We start from the raw sequence: 16,339 nt of genomic DNA on the forward strand, positions 1-16,339 counted from the left end.
TCGTCATTGGTCTAGATAATAGACCGCGCAAAAGAGCTATGGTATCGCAGCCATGACCGCAAGAAGTCAGCGGCCGGTGATCTGGTCACATGGCGATGACCTTGAAGGGTGCAAAAGGGCAAGGGGTAAGAAAAGTGTCGGATACGCAAGCGAAAGAAATCTTCACCTTCGAGCAGCCCTGCCCGATCCGCGACGTACTGGATCGCATCGGCGACCAGTGGAGCCTGCTGGTTCTGGAAGCCCTGCAGGGCGGCGTGCTGCGCTTCAACGAACTGAACCGCCGGATCGACGATATTTCCAAGCAGATGTTGTCCCGCACCCTGAAGCGGCTGGAAGAAGACGGCTTCATCCGCCGCACGCTCTATGCCGAGGTGCCGCCGCGCGTGGAATATGAGCTGACCAATCTCGGCCGCTCGTTTCTGGTGCCGATGCAATTGCTGGTGCAATGGGCCGACGAAAACCATGTCCGCATCTGCAAGGCACGCCAGCAATATTCCGGAAACGACGCTCGCGGCTGATCGACAGGCAGGGAGCCGGACCGCAGACCCTGCCTAGGCCAGCCGGTAGACCTTGCAGACCAGCCCTTCCGGCTGGCGGTAGCTCGTAAAGCCCATCGCCTCGTAATAGCGTTGCCCGAGCCTGTTGTCGGCGCCGATGCTGGCATCGATATTTTTCAGGCCATAAGCTTCCGCCGCCTTTCGGGTTGCGGCAAAGAGCGCGGATCCCACACCCTTTCTCGCCGCAACCGGGCTGACATGCGTGCCGATGATACCCCAGCCTTCCGCCACACCGTAAGGATTGTCCGCCTGCGCATAACGCAGCGACTGGAACCCCAGAATGCGACCGTCCGCGCCCTCGGCGACCGAGCACTCGATACGGTCCGCATGCCGGATGTAATTTTCCAGCACCGCCGCCTCGTCTGTCGACGCCTTTCGGAGGCCGGCCGAGAATATCTCGTTCTGCACCGCCGCCATTCCAGCCGCATCATCAGCTCTCGCAGGCCGTATCTTCATCGATAGATTACCTTCTGCCTGTTGTTGTGTTGGCCTGTCACGGGCCGGCTTCACCCGGCCTCAGGACCGGAAAATGAACGACGCACCGAAAGCGATCAGGGCGAAGCCGATCACGTGATTGATGGTGATGCTCTCCTTCAGCCAGAAGATCGAGAACAGAGCGAAGACCGCAAGCGTGATGACTTCCTGAATGGTTTTCAGCTGCGCGGTGGAATAGACCTCCGACCCGATGCGGTTCGCGGGAACGGCGAGCATATATTCGAAGAACGCGATGCCCCAGCTTGCAACGATCGCCAGAAAGAGCGCGCTGCCCTTGTGCTTGAGATGGCCGTACCAGGCGAAAGTCATGAAAACATTGGAGGCGACGAGCATCAGGACAGGCCAGATGTGGGAGGGGCTGATCGAAAACGGCATGATGATTCCTGAAATTGGGGAGGGATGTCATGGGAGGCAGTTTGAAAATGCAACCATCATTCTGCCAGCAGGGATTTGCTCTAGCGCATCGCACCAAAAACCGGAACGATTTTCGGCATGGTTCGATAAAGCTGCACTCAGCCGCTACGCAACGCATCCGGCCGAATTTTGTTCCGCACGGTTCGTTTCCTTTTTGTACTCATTTTTTCATCGCCTCCCCTTCCCTTTGCGCATGACTCCCTCCATATTTCGCGCATGGCCAGATCACCGAAAAATTCCACCTCCTCGCCCTCGGGCTTCGAGGAAGCTCCGCAATCGTCATTCGAAGGCGCGCCGCTGAGCGGCAGCGTCGCCGACTGGGTGAAGCAGCTCGAGGCGGAAGCGGAGGCGTCCTCCGTGGAAACCCAGCGCGAAATCGCCTCGAAGGCAGGCAAGCACCGCAAGAAGATCGAGATCGAGGCCCGCAAGGAAGCGGGAAAAGCCGCCCCGAAGACGGCCAAGAACACCACGGCCTCCAAGACGGCGCGCGGTGTTTCCATCGGCGCGTCCAGCGATCCGAAAACCCGCGCCGCCGCCGGCCTCAATCCGGTGGCGGGCCTGGACGTCTCGCTGGAGGATGCCGCCAATCTTGCGCCCAGTTCCGTGACCGCCACGGTCGAGGCGCTTTCCGCGCTGATCGAAAGCGGTAATCCCCTGTTCAAGGACGGCAAGCTGTGGACACCGCACCGCCCGGCACGGCCGCCGAAATCCGAAGGCGGCGTCGCCATCCGCATGGCCTCGGACTACCAGCCCGCCGGCGACCAGCCGACCGCCATTGCCGATCTCGTCGAAGGCATCAATTCCGGCGAGCGCAGCCAGGTTCTGCTCGGCGTCACCGGTTCCGGCAAGACCTTCACCATGGCCAAGGTCATCGAGGCGACGCAGCGGCCCGCCGTCATTCTCGCCCCCAACAAGACGCTGGCCGCGCAGCTCTATTCCGAGTTCAAGAACTTCTTCCCCGAAAATGCGGTGGAATATTTCGTCTCCTACTACGATTATTACCAGCCGGAAGCCTATGTGCCGCGCTCCGACACCTTCATCGAGAAGGAATCCTCGATCAACGAGCAGATCGACCGGATGCGCCACTCCGCCACCCGCTCGCTGCTGGAACGTGACGACTGCATCATCGTCGCCTCGGTTTCCTGTATCTACGGTATCGGCTCGGTGGAAACCTATACCGCCATGACCTTCCAGATGCAGGTCGGCGACCGGCTGGACCAGCGCCAGCTTCTGGCCGACCTCGTGGCCCAGCAATACAAGCGCCGCGACATGGATTTCCAGCGCGGCTCGTTCCGCGTGCGCGGCGACACCATCGAAATCTTCCCCGCCCACCTTGAGGATGCCGCCTGGCGCATCTCGATGTTCGGCGACGAGATCGATTCCATCACCGAATTCGACCCGCTGACCGGCCAGAAGACCGGCGACCTGCAATCCGTCAAGATTTACGCCAATTCGCACTATGTCACCCCGCGCCCGACGCTGAACGGCGCGATCAAGTCGATCAAGGAAGAGTTGAAGGGCCGCCTCGCCGAGCTTGAGAAGGCCGGACGCCTTCTCGAAGCCCAGCGGCTGGAGCAGCGCACCCGCTACGACATCGAGATGCTGGAGGCGACAGGCTCCTGCGCCGGCATCGAGAACTATTCGCGTTATCTCACCGGCCGCAACCCCGGCGAGCCGCCGCCGACTTTGTTCGAATATATCCCTGATAACGCGCTGCTGTTCATCGACGAGAGCCACGTCTCGGTCAGCCAGATCGGCGGCATGTATCGCGGCGACTTCAGGCGCAAGGCGACGCTGGCCGAATATGGCTTCCGCCTGCCCTCCTGCATGGACAACCGGCCGCTGCGCTTTGAGGAGTGGGATGCGATGCGCCCGCTCACCGTGGCGGTTTCGGCGACTCCCGGTTCGTGGGAAATGGAGCAGTCCGGCGGCGTCTTCGCCGAACAGGTCATCCGCCCGACCGGCCTCATCGACCCGCCGGTGGAAGTGCGTTCCGCCCGCAGCCAGGTGGACGACGTTCTCGGCGAAATCCGCGAAACCGCCGCCAAGGGCTACCGCACGCTCTGCACCGTGCTGACCAAGCGCATGGCCGAGGACCTCACCGAATATCTGCACGAACAGGGCGTTCGCGTGCGTTACATGCACTCGGATATCGACACGCTGGAACGCATCGAGATCATCCGCGACCTGCGGCTTGGCGCCTTCGACGTTCTCGTCGGCATCAACCTGCTGCGTGAAGGCCTCGACATTCCCGAATGCGGTTTCGTGGCGATCCTCGATGCCGACAAGGAAGGTTTCCTGCGTTCGGAAACCTCGCTGATCCAGACCATCGGCCGCGCCGCCCGTAACGTCGACGGCAAGGTCATCCTTTATGCCGACACCGTCACCGGCTCGATGAAGCGGGCGATGGAGGAAACCTCCCGCCGCCGTGAAAAGCAGATGGCCTATAATGCCGCACACGGCATCACGCCGGAATCCGTCAAGGCCAAGATTTCCGATATTCTTGATTCGGTTTATGAGCGCGACCACGTAAGAGCCGATATTTCCGGCACTTCCGGCAAGGGCTTTGCCGATGGCGGCCATCTGGTCGGCAACAATCTTCAGGCCCATCTCAACGCACTGGAAAAATCCATGCGCGATGCCGCCGCCGATCTCGACTTCGAAAAGGCCGCCCGCCTGCGCGACGAGATCAAACGCCTCAAGGCCGCCGAACTGGCCACCATGGACGATCCCATGGCCAAGGAAGAGGCAAGCGCCATCGAAGGCAGCGGAAAATCCAGGAAAACCGGCACGCGCACCCGCCCCGAGTCGATCTCTCCCCTTGCGGGGGAGATGTCCGGCAGGACAGAAGGGGGTGCGGCGCACCCCGCAGCCTCCAACTCCCTCTTCGCCAAACCTTCGCTCGACGAAATGGGTCCCGGCTCGGACGCCGGAAAGCCGCTGTTCCGCAGGAACACGCTGGATGAGATGACAGTGGGCAGAACCGAAAAACCCGTGCGCGGCACCGTGCCCGACAAGCCGGAAACCGAACCCGGCAAACGGTTCTCACCGCTGCTGGAAGGCCAGCCAGTGCGGGCGACCGACGATCCGCGGCCGCTGGTGCGTGGAAAGATTGGCGCGGGCTCCTATGAGGATGCCGGTGAGCAGAAGCGCAAAGGCCGGACCAAGGGCAAGACCGGGCGGCCGGGGCGCTGACCGGCCGACTTGCAGATTCGAATGCTCGGCGCGATATCCGGCGGGCGTCAGGACATGGAGAGGAGAAACCTGGCATGTATCGACAGCTTCTTTCGGCCTTCTGCCTGCTTCTCTCCTGCGGTCCGGCGCTTTCCGGCCAGATCGCGGATGCCACCTTCCACAGCGCCGCGCTGAATGCACCGCTTCCCGTCAATATCTACCGCCCGGATGGCACGCCGCCGGAAAATGGCTGGCCGGTGCTTTATCTCCTGCATGGCCATGACGGCGACCAGAACAGCTGGCGCGATCTCGGCAACATCGAAAAGACGCTCGATACGCTCATCGAGGCAGGCGCCATCCGCCCGCTGGTGGTCGTCATGCCCGGCGTCAAAAACAGCTGGTATGTGGATTCCGCCGCCGTCGGCGGTCCCGGCGACTACGAAACGGCCCTGACCGGCGACCTGCGCCACCAGATCGAAAAGACCTTGCCGGTGCGCAAGGATCGCGAAGGCCGCGCCATTGCAGGCCTTTCCATGGGCGGGTTCGGCGCCCTGCATCTGGCCTATGCCCATGAGGACCTCTATGGCGCCGTTGCCAGCCTGTCGGGCGCCATCTGGCAGAACGTTCCTGCCTCCGACCTCGACAAGACGCCGGCCGAACTGAAACTCATCCAGGACAGCGCCTTCTTCCATCAGCTCGACCGCGCCACCATCACCAGCGGCATCGTGCTGCCTTCCACCGGCGATCATTTCTCCGGCGCCTTCGGCACGCCTTTCGATGCCAGGCTCTTTAATGAAAAGAACGTCTTCACCCTCGTCGCGCAGCACGTCGCCGAAAGCCAGGATCTGCCCGCCACCTATCTGACCGTCGGCGACGATGACGGCTTTTTCCTCTGGCGCGGCGCCATCGCCCTGCACGAGACGCTGCAGGCCGACAAGCGCAAATCCGAGCTGCGGGTGACCGACGGCGATCACGTCTGGTCGGTGTGGAAGGTTTCGATCATCGATGCGCTGAAATTCATTGATGGGGAGTGGGACAAGGCGGCGGATGGCGCGCAGGATTGAGGTATCCCGCAGTCTTCCCGTCACCGGACTATCGCAATCACTTGCCCGGCCGCTTCTTTCCGCTCTTCCCCGCCACATTCAATGCCACGGCAGCGCGGATCAGCGCCGCCAGCCCCTCTTCATCCACGGCATCCCCTTCGTGAAAATCGATCGCCCGCCGCGTATTGCCGTCCAGACTGGCGTTAAACAGGCCCTCCGGATCCTCAAGTGCGGCACCCTTCGCAAACGTCATCTTCACGGCATTTTTGTAGGTTTCGCCCGTGCACAGAATGCCCGCATGTGACCAGACCGGCACACCGCGCCATTTCACCTCTTCGATCACGTCCGGATCGGCCTTCAGGATCACCGCACGAATGCGCGCCAGCATATCGCCCCGCCAGTCGCCGAATTGCGCGATCTTCCGGTCGATAAAGTCCGATGCCTGGATATTCTCCGCATCTTTCTCGATTGTACTTTTCGTCATGATGGCCTCCCGATTTCGCGGCGCTGCCGCACCCGGCCTGCTGCGCCTCTGCTCCGCCTGTCAGCATAAACCAAATTTTCGTGTCGTCCCAAGCGGAACCAAATCCACCGTTCCCCGTTTCTTCCCCGAACGCAACGTTCAGCATACAAAGGGAAGAAACATCATGAAAATCAATGTCATCGCTCTCGCTGCCGCAGCAGCGCTCTCCTCTTCCGTGGCTTTTGCCCAGACGGCGACCACAGCCCCTGCTGCCGGCGCGGACGCCACCCTGTCCGGTCCCGGTATCACCGTGGGCACCAAGGCCACCGGCCCGCTGAAGTTCGTCAACGTCCAGAAGACCGATCTCACCGCCTCGCAGCTGGACGGCATGGATATCTATAACGCCCAGAACGAAAACATCGGCGAGATCGAGGATGTGGTGATCGGCGACGGCAAGTCGGTCATCGGTCTCGTCGCCAGCGTCGGCGGTTTCCTCGGCATCGACAAGAGCTACGTGGTGCTCGATCCGGCCTCCGTCGCGGTTCACAACGACAACGGCACGTGGAAGGCCTATGTCGACACGACCAAGGAAGCGCTGCAAAACGCGCCGAAGCTCGATTACGACAAGCTGGACGACTGATTACCCCTGCAGTTGGACACTTGTCTCCCCCGCGCCGAGGCGCGGGGGTTTCCATGGGCGACGTTCCGGCGCGCGACAAAACCACCCGCGCCCCACAGGCTCTTGCCTCACGGCCTGCCTCTCGCCTATCTTCGGCGCGCAACCCAGCAAGGATCGATGCGTGCCCGCCTACAGTCTCTCCTCCCTCGCCGTCAGCGCCGCCATGGTCGTCCTGAGCGCCGTCCCGCTGGCAGCGCAATCGGCCGGCTGGAAACCCGCCGAGCAGATAAAGACCTATGCCATCAGCGGCCAGACGGGCGGCGCGTTATACCAGTCGATCGGCGAACGCGGCCCGACCGCCGGCGTGCAGGCGATCGCCCACACCACCTTCAAGCTGACATGGCGGCGCGATTACCGCCCGCAGCCGGACGGCGCCTGTGTGCTGGCCACGGCAAGGCCCAATCTCACCATCATCTATACCTGGCCGAAAGCCCCGGCGAACCTGCCGCCCGCCGTTGCCGCCAGCTGGAAGACCTTCATCTCGGGTGTTGAAACCCATGAACGCGTCCATGGCGACCATATTCTCGGCATGGTCAGAAAGATCGAAGCCTTCAGCACCGGCCTGAGGGCGGAAAACGACCCGAAATGCCAGAAGGTGCGCGCCGTCCTGCAACAGCGGCTGGGCGAACTTTCCAACGAGCAGCGCCAGCGCGGCCGCGATTTCGACCGGGACGAGCTTTCCCCGGGCGGCCGGGTGCACCAGCTCATTCTGGCTCTGGTCAACGGCCCCTGAACGGAGGGTTATTCCGCCGCCTCGCCTTTCAGCAGCGGTTCGGAAAGCACCATGGTTTCCAGCTCATAGGAATAGCCCTCGAGCATGGTATAGGCCTGCTCGATCGCCTCGATCTGCGCCTCCGCATTGCGGATGGCTTCGGCGATGGACTGGCTGCGGGCGCGCAGCATGGAACTCAGCACATCCGTCTCCGGCTTGCGGCCGAGGCGATCCATGTGCTTACGGACCCGGGTGCGGTGCCGCTCGAGTTCGAGAATATGGAAACGGCTTTTGAGGATGTCGTCGGTCAACTTGCGGCGCATGGCGGCCACGGGATCGAAACTGCCGGGTTCACGCTCATCCAGAATGAACTCGTTCACCAGCGTTTCGAGCATCAGCAAGCCCTTGAGGTCCTTGGCATCGGCAAGCTGGGGGTCATAACCGGTATCGTCGAACACCTTGCGACGCACCGGATCCTTCAACAGCTCATAAGCGGTCTGCAAACGGGCGAACTGTTCGGCGTCGCCACCGCTGTCGGGATGGGCGGCCTTGGCAACCTTGCGGTAGGCCGACTTGATCGCCGCCTCGTCGGCATCGCGCTCCACGCCAAGCAAAACATAGGGATCGATCACAAAAACACCTTCAAACGCAAACTGTTACCCGCATGCCTGATACCATCGTCACAGGGCCGGCGGATGGATCATAGGCCAAATCCGCCCTGCACGGCACCCCGCACCGCCGGTTAAACCGGCAAAGCCCACACAAATCCCGCCGCGCGACCTGCGGGAAAGCCCTTGATGCCGAAATTTGTCGGACCCAAGGCGACTATAATGACAGGCGGGACAAAATTGTGGAAAGCACATGCAAAACATGCCGCAGCGTCGCACAGCGCCTTTGCCTTGGGTCTCCGTAAAACGGCGTGGTGAAGGCGTAAGAGGCACGTTTTCAGAGGGTTATGGTGGAAAACCGTCAACGGGTGTAAGCTTGGCTTTTGGATCTGAAGGGAGGGACGATCCGATGCCGCAAACCATTACCCAGACCGTCACGGATTATGTGCACGCCATGGCCTATGCGGACGAGGGCCTGATGCGTGACGTTTTCGATCCGCGCGCCAGCATCGTCGGCACTTTCGAAGGCGAGACCGAATGGCTGTCGCTGGAGGACTTTGTCGACCAGATGCGAAAAACCGAACGCGGCCTCCCCGACCACGACCCCGCTTTCGAAATCCTCGGCATCGACAAGGAAGGCGACAGCGCCTCGGTGAAACTGACGACCCGCTTCGACGGCATGGATTTTTACGAATATCTGTCGCTGCTGGAACACGACGGCAACTGGTCGATCGTGCACAAGCTCTATCATATCAAGCCCTAGGCCGGACAAGCAAAAGAGACAGTGTCGGAGGGATCAAACCTTTGAAAATACTGGTGCCCCCGGCAGGGTTCGAACCCGCGACCCCCTGATTACAAATCAGGTGCTCTACCAACTGAGCTACAAGGGCAAGCCAGTGCCTTGCCAACTATCAGATTCTGCCATGGTGTAAAGTAAAAACTAACCGCACCGCATCGGCGCACCGCTTTTCCACACCGCGCGGATGGATAGGCAGGCACGGGCGCAACTGCGCCAAAAGGCCTGTAAAATAAGCGAAGTATTTACGCGACGCCGCTAAGATGGCGATGAAACATAACCATTGCAGTGAGAACAACGCATCACATGCGCGCGAGCATACAGAAAATACAGCTGACTGGCACGATCGTCATTGCCGCGAGTTCCATCCTGCTGGCCACCCTCGCCGCGTTGCCGAGCGTTGCCAATTATCTGCGATATCGCACCAATGCCGCACAGCTGATCCGCTTCGAAACCGCCCTCCAGTCGGCCTGGCTGGTTTCGGCCGAGCGCGGCCCCGCCAATAACCTGATGGGCGCAGCCGCCCCCGAGCCAAAGCTGGTCGAGGGCCTTGCCGCCGCACGCAAGGCGACGGACGACAAGCTGGCGGAACTCGAAGCCTCCTTCACAGAAGAGATCAGGACCCAGCCCGAACTGGCAAAATCGCTAGCCGAAACCCGCCAGAAGCTCGCGCAATCCCGTGAGGCGGTGGATCAGGTCGCAGCGCTTCCTCCGTCGGCACGCGCCCACAGCGCCATGTCGAATGCGATTTCATCGATGTTCAAGGCCGCCGACAGCGTCAACATGCTGCGTGGCAAGGCGGCGCGCGCCATCATCAAGGTCACGCCCGACGTGGCGATCGACATCGCCATGACCGGCACCGCCGGCGTGATGCGCGACAGGATCGGCCGGCTCGGCTCCTATGTGATCATGAGCCTGCAGGCGAACCGGCAGGAAAAGCTGGGTTATCGCGCCAAGTTCGACAACGAGATGCAAAGCCTGCTTGCCCTCAAAGCCTCGCTCATCAACTATACCGCCGCCTATCTGTCGACGCCGCGGCTGGACAAGGCGTTTCGTGATCTCGAGACCTATTATTTCGGCCAGGCGCTGCGTTACGCGCAGAACACGATCGTCATCGCCATGCCCTCCGCCGAGCCGACCGTTCTCGAATTCTCCAGGAATTATATCGCCGGCATGCGCTCTTCCGATACGCTGCGCGACCTTATTCTCTCCGAGACACGGGCAAGACTGGAAACGAAAAAGAATGAGGCGCTGATCTATGGCGGCGCGTCTCTTTGTCTTGCCGGCATCGCCGTCCTGGTCCTGCTGCGCCTGACCTCGGTCTACAGAACGGCGCTGTTCCAGCCCATGCAATCCGTCCGGGCACAGATCGCCGCCATTGCCGCGGGCGATCTTTCCGAAGCCCGTTGTCAAGACAGGGTCGCTCCGGAGGTGAAGAAGATGTTCGAGGAACTCGATTTCCTGCGTGAGCAGCTGCGCCAGAAGGGCGAGATGGAAAACCAGCAGCGCGCCCTGGCGGAGCAGTTGCGCATGCTCTCCGAAACCGACGCACTGACGGGAGTGTACAATCGCCGGGCGCTGGAACGGGCCGTTCGTGCAATCCTGAGCGGCGAAGAACAATATCGGTCGCTCGGGGTGATGATTGTCGATATCGACCACTTCAAATCGATCAACGACCGATACGGTCACGCCATGGGCGACCTCGCGCTGCAAAAAACGGCGGCGCTGCTGCGTAACGCCTTGCGCAAGAACGATATTCTGGCCCGTTACGGTGGCGAGGAATTCGTCGTCGTCTTGCAGGATGTCAGCCATGCCACGGCGACCGCCACGGCCGACCGGCTTCGCCGCCTGATCGAGGCCCAGACCGTCGACGAACAGAGCGGGCTGTCGCTCACGGCAAGTTTCGGCGTGGTCTGGCAGGAGGCGCGGGCGATCAACAGCTGGGACGAACTCATCGCGATTGCCGATGACCGGCTTTACGAAGCCAAGCGCGCCGGCCGTAACCGCGTCTGGGCCACCTATTTCCCCAGGGTAGCGAACGGATAGGATTGACGGTCGCGGACGCTAGATCAGATCGAGCGTCATCACCACCGGGCAATGATCGGACGCCTTCGGGCGATCCCAACCGGTGCGCGGATACCGACCCACCTCCTGCCCCGGCGGAAAAATGGTGCGGTAAGGCTGACCGGCACGGATGATTTCGGGAAGCCGTGTGGCATTGATCTCGGCCAGACGCGGCGAGAGCCAGATATAATCCAGCTGGCACAGGTGCTGCTCCTGCGGCCCGCGGGAATGATAAAGCGTCCAGCGGTCCATGACGTCCCGGCGCAACATCGGATTGCTGACGAAGTCATCCGCAGTAAAGACATCGAGCGCGCTGCGTTCCTCTTCCACAGGCGTGAAACTGTAGCCATTGCGGCGGTCACCCGCAATCACGACACGTTCCTGATAATCATTCATATCGCCGCAGATGGCGAAATTCTTGTTGCGCGTATTGCCCACGCCCCAGCGGTTTTCGATGATGCGACGCACGGCCCTGGCTTCCGCCTCGCGGATCGGCATGGTGCCCAGCCGCGCATCCACAGCATCGCGGGCATTGGTCATTGACTTGAAGTGCGTGACGTAAAGCGTCAGCGGCTTGCCGCCGATCCTCAGGTCGATTTCCAGGCAGTCCCGTTTGAAGATCTTGTCGTCGATCTGGTTGGTCGCCGCCAGTTCCGGATTGAAGAGATCGAGATTGCGATAGGTCAGCGCCGCATGGCTCTTGATGTCGACCACCTCGATCTTGTCGCCGTCGCGCGTCTCCTCGCGCATGACGACGGCGACATCGATGCCGCGACCGTCATTGCCCTCGACCAGATATTTCTGCAGATAGCCGTTGCCGACCATGCGGTAGAGATAACCATATTCGAAGGCCTGCAGGGCGGCCATGTTGTCGACTTCCTGCAGGCAGAGAATATCGGCATCCGCATCGGCAATGGCGAGCGCCGAAAGCTGGCGCGTATCATCGGTGGAAGACACCGTCCGCGCGCTTTCCAGCGCCTGATAGGTCGCCTCGTCGCGAATGTCGAAAAGCTGGATCGCCCTGTCGCGCCGCGTCTGGTTGCGAAAGCCGGTAAAATCGAAACGGGTGAGGAGATTTTCGATATTGAAGGTGGCGAGCCGAAGCGACATGAATCAATCCTATTGCTGCGGGAAAAGCTTAGCCGGTGTCGCGCCGCCTCGCCAGTAGGCCAAGGCAACGTCCTTCACCCTCGCCCATTCCTGTGCTCGTCACAGGAATCCAGGCAGCCCAAGTCCTTGGGCTGAAAAGAGTTTTCTCGCCGCGCAGACGCGCGTCGGCTGGATCCCTGTGACAGGCACAGGGATGAGGGACGTACACACTAAAGCCGCCAAGCCGCACGAATAGCCACCGGCAGACGGTCTCCGACATCAACCGCCTCGCGCGAATAGGCCCTGAGCGCCTGCCCGTCCGGCAGGTCGAGACGCAGGGCATACCGTTCGCCCTCATAAAGAACGGAGGTGACGGTGCAGGCGATACCCTCCGCATCCCGCACCACATCCTGCGGCCGCACGAGAATATCCGCCTGCGGCAATTGCCTACCGCTCTCCATCGCTGCCCGAAGCCCCGCCCAGTCGAGATCGCGCGAAGCCCCTTCCGGCACAGACAAGGTCACGATTGCCCCCTGCCCCACCAGCGAGCCGACCAGCCTTCCCTCCGGCCGCGCATAAAGCGCCGCCGGCGGCGCGACCTGCAGCAGCCTGCCCTGCGACATGACCGCGACATCGGTTGCCAGCGCCATAGCCTCCGCCTGATCATGGGTGACATAGATCATCGTTGCACCGGAGCGGATGTGGAACTCGCGGAACGTCTCCTCCATCTCCTGGCGCAGATGCCGGTCGAGATTGGCGAGCGGCTCGTCGAGCAATACCACGTCGGGCTCGGTGACGAGGCAGCGGGCAAGCGCCACACGCTGGCGCTGGCCGCCGGACAATTCGGCGGGACGGCGATCGGCAAAGCTCTCCAGGCGGACGGCTGCAAGCGCCTGGCGCACTTTTTCGCGATATTTCTCCCCCGCAACGCCGCGCACCTTCAAGGGATAACCGGCATTGTCGGCCACCGACATATGCGGCCACAGCGCATAGGATTGAAACACCATCGCCATGTTGCGCCGCTCCGGCGGCACCATGCTGCCGGCATCGGCCAGCACTCGCTCGCCGAGCAGGATGGAGCCATCCGTCGGTTGTTCGAAACCAGCGATCATGCGCAGCACCGTCGTCTTGCCGCAGCCGGAAGGACCGAGCAGCGCCAGGAAACCGCCGTCACGCACGGTGAGCGACACGTCGTCCACGGCGGGCTTGGAACCTGCCCCGAAACTTTTCGACAGACGGTTGAGGATCAGTTTCGCCACGGGACGACTCCTTTCGGCAGATAGCGCCCCAGAATTTCGAGCAGCAGCATGAGGATGATCACCATGATGACGACGAGCACCGAAAGTGCCGAGGCAAGATCGAAACTGCCGCTGTCATCGAGGTTGTAGATGAGTACGCCGAGCGTCTGCGTGCCGGCCGACCACAGGAGCGCCGAGACCGTCAGCTCGTTGCAGGCGATGAGGAAAACGAGAATGACCGAAGCACCTGCCGCCGGCCCGACCAGCGGCAGGATGATATCTTTCAGCCGCCGCCAGAAACCGGCGCCGGAGAGCCGCGCCGCCTCCTCCAGCGACGGATCGAATTGCAGGAAGGCGCTGACCATGGGTTTGAGGCTGACGGCGAAGAAGGAGGAGAAATAGGCAAGCAAGATGATCCAGATCGTGCCGTAGAGCGTCACGCCCAGCAGCGGAACGGGGGCCGCAAAGAGCAGCACGAAGGACACGGAAATCACCACGCCCGGCAGCGCATAGGGAATATCCACCAACGCCGAGAGCAGGAACATGAAGCGGCTCTTGCCGCGCACCAGGAAATAGGCCGTCAGCACCGTCACCGCCAGCAGGCAAAGCGAGGTGGCCGTCGCCAGAAACAGCGAATTGCGGAAAGCGGTACGGGTCACGCTCTGCCGGTAAAGCAGTTCCTCATAGGCATGCAGCGTCGCGGTCTTGAGGCTGAGCGGCACGCCATAGGCGGGCGCGAGCGAGCTTGCCACCAGTGCCGCAAGCGGCGCGACCAGCATGAGGAACAACACGAGCCACAGGGCGAGTTCCGCCGGCACCCGCCAGCGCGCCAGCCGGAAGGTCGCCACCTTGCCGGAAAGTCCGATGATGCGATAGTCCCTGCCCTTCATCGCCCGTTCCTGCAGCGCAAGCCCGGCCACCGAAATGATGGCGATCATGGTGGAGAGGACGGCGATATCGCCGAATGTGCTGGTGCCGAAACTGGCAAAACGGCTGTAGATCAGCGTCGGCAGGGTAAAGATCGAGGCCGGGATGCCGAGGATCGCCGGAATGCCGAAATTGCCGACACTGGACACGAAGGAGATCGCCGCCCCGGCAATCAGGCCCGGCGTCGATAGCGGCAGGATGATATCGAACAGCACGCGGCGCGGTGATGCACCGGAAAGCTTGGCGGCCTCGATGCCGTCCTGCGGCAAGGCGAGCAGCCCGGCGCGCAGCGACAGATAGACAAGCGGCGCGTGCTGCACACCGAGCAGAAGCGCGATGCCCGCAATCGAATAAAGCGGCTGCGGCGATCCCATCGCCGGCGCAAGGCCGATGGCTTTCAACAGCGTGCTCGACGGGCCGGTCATGCCGATCCACGACAGCGCCGTCACCTGCGGCGGGATCATCATCGGCAGCATGAACAGGAAGCTCAAAATCGACTTGCCGCGTATGTCGCACAGCGTCAGTGCAAGCGCGAAGGCGCCGCCGATGACAAGCGAGATCAGCATGCCGAAAAACGAGGTGGAGAGCGTGTTCAGCGCCGCATCCCAGAGAGCGGGATCGGCGAGAAGCCGCCAGACATCACCATTCAGTGACGAGACGATGCCGGTATAAGCGAGACGCCCGAGCGGCAGGGCGCTCAGCGCAAAAACAACACTCACCACAAAAGGAAACAGCCAGCGCGGCTGGCTGCTTCCATAAGCCTTGGAACGGGTCATTACCCTATATCAGCCCTTGGAGCCGAAAATATCGGAGAAGGTCTTGAGGTCCTGTTCGGAGTTCTTCAGCGCATCGGCGGCGTTGAGCGGCAGGACCTTGATCTTGTCACGGGCCGGGAAGCCTTCCGGCATGCCGGCATCGGCGCGCACGGGAATGTAACCGAGCTTGACGAAGCCCAGCTGGCCCTTTTCCGACAGCACGTAATCGACGAACTTCCTGGCCGCGTCCTCGTGCTTGGTGCCCTTGATGATCGCAACCGGCTCGGTGACAGCCGAAACGCCCTCTTCCGGGAAGACGAACTCGACCGGCGCGCCCTTGGCCTTTTCGCGGATCGGCATGTAATCGACAACCACACCATAGGCTTTTTCGCCCGATGCGACCGACTTCAGAACCGCGCCATTGCCGCCGCCGGCAATGGCTTCATTGGCCTTCAGCTGCTTGTAATAGTCCCAGCCGAGGTCGTTTGCGGCGGCAAGCGTCTGCGCGTGGATCAGCGCAGCACCCGAGGTCAGCGGGCTCGGCATGGTCACGAGACCCTTGGCTTCGGCCTTGGCCAGATCCTTCCAGCTCGTCGGCTTCATCGCGGCAGCAGTGTTGTACATGATGCCTGTCGTGATGAGCTTGGTGGAGTAATAATAGCCATCCGCGTCATAAAGCGAGGCATCGATATTCTTGGCTTCGGCAGACTTGTGGGCCAGAAGCTGGCCGGCCTGCTTCATGCGCTCCAGCGTTACCGTATCGGCGATCAGAAGCACGTCGGCAACCGGATTGCCGGCATTGATCTCGGCCATCAGCTTGGCCATGATCTTCGGCGTTCCGTCACGTACCCATTCGACCTCGAGACCGGGATTGGCGGCCTTGAAACCATCAACGGTCGCCTGCGCATCCTCGTTCGGCTGGCTGGTGTAAAGCACCAGATCGGCGGCATTGGCGGCGGTGGCGATGAAGCCGAGCGATACGATGGCGGTGAAAGCGGAGAGCAGCGTTTTCATGGGTCCAGTCCCTGTTGTTTGGTGGGACCGCTTAAACATGATTGCATAACATGCATGTGACAGGCAGGATTTTTGGGGTGTGATCTGGATTGAGAGCAACAATGCCTCTCGGCCCTCGCGGTTTACCCCCCTCTGCCCTGCCGGGCATCTCCCCCTCAAGGGGGGAGATCGGCAAGAAGCGCTACCACCGCTTCATTCTCGAGCGTCGAGATGGGCGAGACCTTGCCGCAAATCGATCTCCCCCCTTGAGGGGGAGATGCCCGGCAGGGCAGAGGGGGGTGAGCCGCAACCTCCACCGCTGCCGAGACCAC

At 61.7% G+C, this 16,339-nt stretch carries 15 protein-coding genes and 1 tRNA gene; 7 read left to right on the forward strand and 9 right to left on the reverse strand.

Features of this window, described 5'->3' with window-relative positions; all coding sequences use genetic code 11:
• Positions 1-134: 134 nt before the first annotated feature.
• On the forward strand, positions 135-518 hold the full coding sequence (locus tag ACI2KA_RS01085) for a winged helix-turn-helix transcriptional regulator (RefSeq protein WP_404498420.1): 384 nt from the start codon (positions 135-137) through the stop codon (positions 516-518).
• 33 nt (positions 519-551) lie between these two features.
• On the opposite strand, the gene ACI2KA_RS01090 is transcribed toward ACI2KA_RS01085, so the two are convergent.
• Together ACI2KA_RS01090 and ACI2KA_RS01095 are read right to left on the reverse strand one after the other, a co-directional pair.
• Positions 552-974, reverse strand: a complete 423-nt coding sequence (locus tag ACI2KA_RS01090) for a GNAT family N-acetyltransferase (RefSeq protein WP_404498917.1) — start codon at positions 972-974, stop codon at positions 552-554.
• A 99-nt stretch (positions 975-1,073) separates the two neighbouring features.
• Positions 1,074-1,427 carry a DMT family protein gene (locus ACI2KA_RS01095; RefSeq protein ID WP_404498422.1) on the reverse strand — a complete coding sequence of 118 codons (354 nt, stop codon included), beginning with the start codon at positions 1,425-1,427 and terminating at the stop codon, positions 1,074-1,076.
• Between the two features lie 255 nt (positions 1,428-1,682).
• Here ACI2KA_RS01095 and uvrB point away from each other — a divergent pair, with 255 nt between their 5' ends.
• Both uvrB and ACI2KA_RS01105 read left to right on the forward strand, forming a co-directional pair.
• Positions 1,683-4,661: an excinuclease ABC subunit UvrB gene (uvrB, locus tag ACI2KA_RS01100; protein WP_404498424.1), complete on the forward strand. Its 2,979-nt coding sequence runs from the start codon at positions 1,683-1,685 to the stop codon at positions 4,659-4,661.
• Between the two features lie 74 nt (positions 4,662-4,735).
• On the forward strand, positions 4,736-5,704 hold the full coding sequence (locus tag ACI2KA_RS01105) for an alpha/beta hydrolase (RefSeq protein ID WP_404498426.1): 969 nt from the start codon (positions 4,736-4,738) through the stop codon (positions 5,702-5,704).
• Between the two features lie 37 nt (positions 5,705-5,741).
• On the opposite strand, the gene ACI2KA_RS01110 is transcribed toward ACI2KA_RS01105, so the two are convergent.
• On the reverse strand, positions 5,742-6,167 hold the full coding sequence (locus tag ACI2KA_RS01110) for a DUF1801 domain-containing protein (RefSeq protein WP_404498428.1): 426 nt from the start codon (positions 6,165-6,167) through the stop codon (positions 5,742-5,744).
• A 163-nt stretch (positions 6,168-6,330) separates the two neighbouring features.
• Here ACI2KA_RS01110 and ACI2KA_RS01115 point away from each other — a divergent pair, with 163 nt between their 5' ends.
• Positions 6,331-6,786: a PRC-barrel domain-containing protein gene (locus tag ACI2KA_RS01115; RefSeq protein ID WP_404498430.1), complete on the forward strand. Its 456-nt coding sequence runs from the start codon at positions 6,331-6,333 to the stop codon at positions 6,784-6,786.
• A 160-nt stretch (positions 6,787-6,946) separates the two neighbouring features.
• Positions 6,947-7,558: a DUF922 domain-containing Zn-dependent protease gene (locus tag ACI2KA_RS01120; RefSeq protein WP_404498432.1), complete on the forward strand. Its 612-nt coding sequence runs from the start codon at positions 6,947-6,949 to the stop codon at positions 7,556-7,558.
• 8 nt (positions 7,559-7,566) lie between these two features.
• Here ACI2KA_RS01120 and ACI2KA_RS01125 read toward each other — a convergent pair whose 3' ends face one another.
• Complete coding sequence (locus ACI2KA_RS01125) at positions 7,567-8,169, reverse strand: J domain-containing protein (RefSeq protein ID WP_404498434.1); 603 nt, start codon at positions 8,167-8,169, stop codon at positions 7,567-7,569.
• Positions 8,170-8,554: 385 nt separating this feature from the next.
• Between ACI2KA_RS01125 and ACI2KA_RS01130 the strand changes: the two genes are divergently transcribed.
• Entirely contained in the window at positions 8,555-8,908 is a 354-nt protein-coding gene (locus tag ACI2KA_RS01130; protein ID WP_404498436.1) for a nuclear transport factor 2 family protein, read from the forward strand.
• A gap of 51 nt (positions 8,909-8,959) precedes the next feature.
• Here ACI2KA_RS01130 and ACI2KA_RS01135 read toward each other — a convergent pair.
• Positions 8,960-9,035, reverse strand: a tRNA-Thr gene (locus ACI2KA_RS01135).
• 212 nt (positions 9,036-9,247) lie between these two features.
• On the opposite strand from ACI2KA_RS01135, the gene ACI2KA_RS01140 reads away from it, so the two are divergent.
• Entirely contained in the window at positions 9,248-10,987 is a 1,740-nt protein-coding gene (locus ACI2KA_RS01140; protein ID WP_404498438.1) for a GGDEF domain-containing protein, read from the forward strand.
• Positions 10,988-11,005: 18 nt separating this feature from the next.
• Here ACI2KA_RS01140 and ACI2KA_RS01145 read toward each other — a convergent pair whose 3' ends face one another.
• The 4 genes from ACI2KA_RS01145 to ACI2KA_RS01160 form a co-directional block, all read right to left on the reverse strand.
• Positions 11,006-12,115 (reverse strand): endonuclease/exonuclease/phosphatase family protein, encoded by a 1,110-nt coding sequence (locus ACI2KA_RS01145; protein ID WP_404498439.1) that lies wholly within the window; start codon positions 12,113-12,115, stop codon positions 11,006-11,008.
• 209 nt (positions 12,116-12,324) lie between these two features.
• The gene (locus ACI2KA_RS01150) at positions 12,325-13,353 is read right to left on the reverse strand and encodes an ABC transporter ATP-binding protein (protein ID WP_404498441.1); all 1,029 of its coding nucleotides are present in this window, start codon (positions 13,351-13,353) and stop codon (positions 12,325-12,327) included.
• The gene (locus tag ACI2KA_RS01155; protein ID WP_404498443.1) at positions 13,341-15,035 is read right to left on the reverse strand and encodes an ABC transporter permease; all 1,695 of its coding nucleotides are present in this window, start codon (positions 15,033-15,035) and stop codon (positions 13,341-13,343) included. The genes ACI2KA_RS01150 and ACI2KA_RS01155 overlap by 13 nt, the downstream gene beginning before the upstream one ends.
• Before the next feature lie 9 nt (positions 15,036-15,044).
• Complete coding sequence (locus ACI2KA_RS01160; protein WP_404498445.1) at positions 15,045-16,028, reverse strand: ABC transporter substrate-binding protein; 984 nt, start codon at positions 16,026-16,028, stop codon at positions 15,045-15,047.
• Positions 16,029-16,339 lie beyond the last annotated feature (311 nt).

It is taken from the genome of Agrobacterium sp. NPDC089420 (assembly GCF_044900305.1).
GTDB lineage: Bacteria > Pseudomonadota > Alphaproteobacteria > Rhizobiales > Rhizobiaceae > Agrobacterium.

Coding starts and splice junctions, on each gene's coding strand:
- ACI2KA_RS01090 (WP_404498917.1), bottom strand. CDS start 974: ATGGCGGCGGTGCAGAACGAGATATTCTCGGCCGGCCTCCGAAAGGCG.
- ACI2KA_RS01095 (WP_404498422.1), bottom strand. CDS start 1,427: ATGCCGTTTTCGATCAGCCCCTCCCACATCTGGCCTGTCCTGATGCTC.
- uvrB (WP_404498424.1), top strand. CDS start 1,683: ATGGCCAGATCACCGAAAAATTCCACCTCCTCGCCCTCGGGCTTCGAG.
- ACI2KA_RS01105 (WP_404498426.1), top strand. CDS start 4,736: ATGTATCGACAGCTTCTTTCGGCCTTCTGCCTGCTTCTCTCCTGCGGT.
- ACI2KA_RS01110 (WP_404498428.1), bottom strand. CDS start 6,167: ATGACGAAAAGTACAATCGAGAAAGATGCGGAGAATATCCAGGCATCG.
- ACI2KA_RS01115 (WP_404498430.1), top strand. CDS start 6,331: ATGAAAATCAATGTCATCGCTCTCGCTGCCGCAGCAGCGCTCTCCTCT.
- ACI2KA_RS01130 (WP_404498436.1), top strand. CDS start 8,555: ATGCCGCAAACCATTACCCAGACCGTCACGGATTATGTGCACGCCATG.
- ACI2KA_RS01140 (WP_404498438.1), top strand. CDS start 9,248: ATGCGCGCGAGCATACAGAAAATACAGCTGACTGGCACGATCGTCATT.
- ACI2KA_RS01145 (WP_404498439.1), bottom strand. CDS start 12,115: ATGTCGCTTCGGCTCGCCACCTTCAATATCGAAAATCTCCTCACCCGT.
- ACI2KA_RS01155 (WP_404498443.1), bottom strand. CDS start 15,035: ATGACCCGTTCCAAGGCTTATGGAAGCAGCCAGCCGCGCTGGCTGTTT.
- ACI2KA_RS01160 (WP_404498445.1), bottom strand. CDS start 16,028: ATGAAAACGCTGCTCTCCGCTTTCACCGCCATCGTATCGCTCGGCTTC.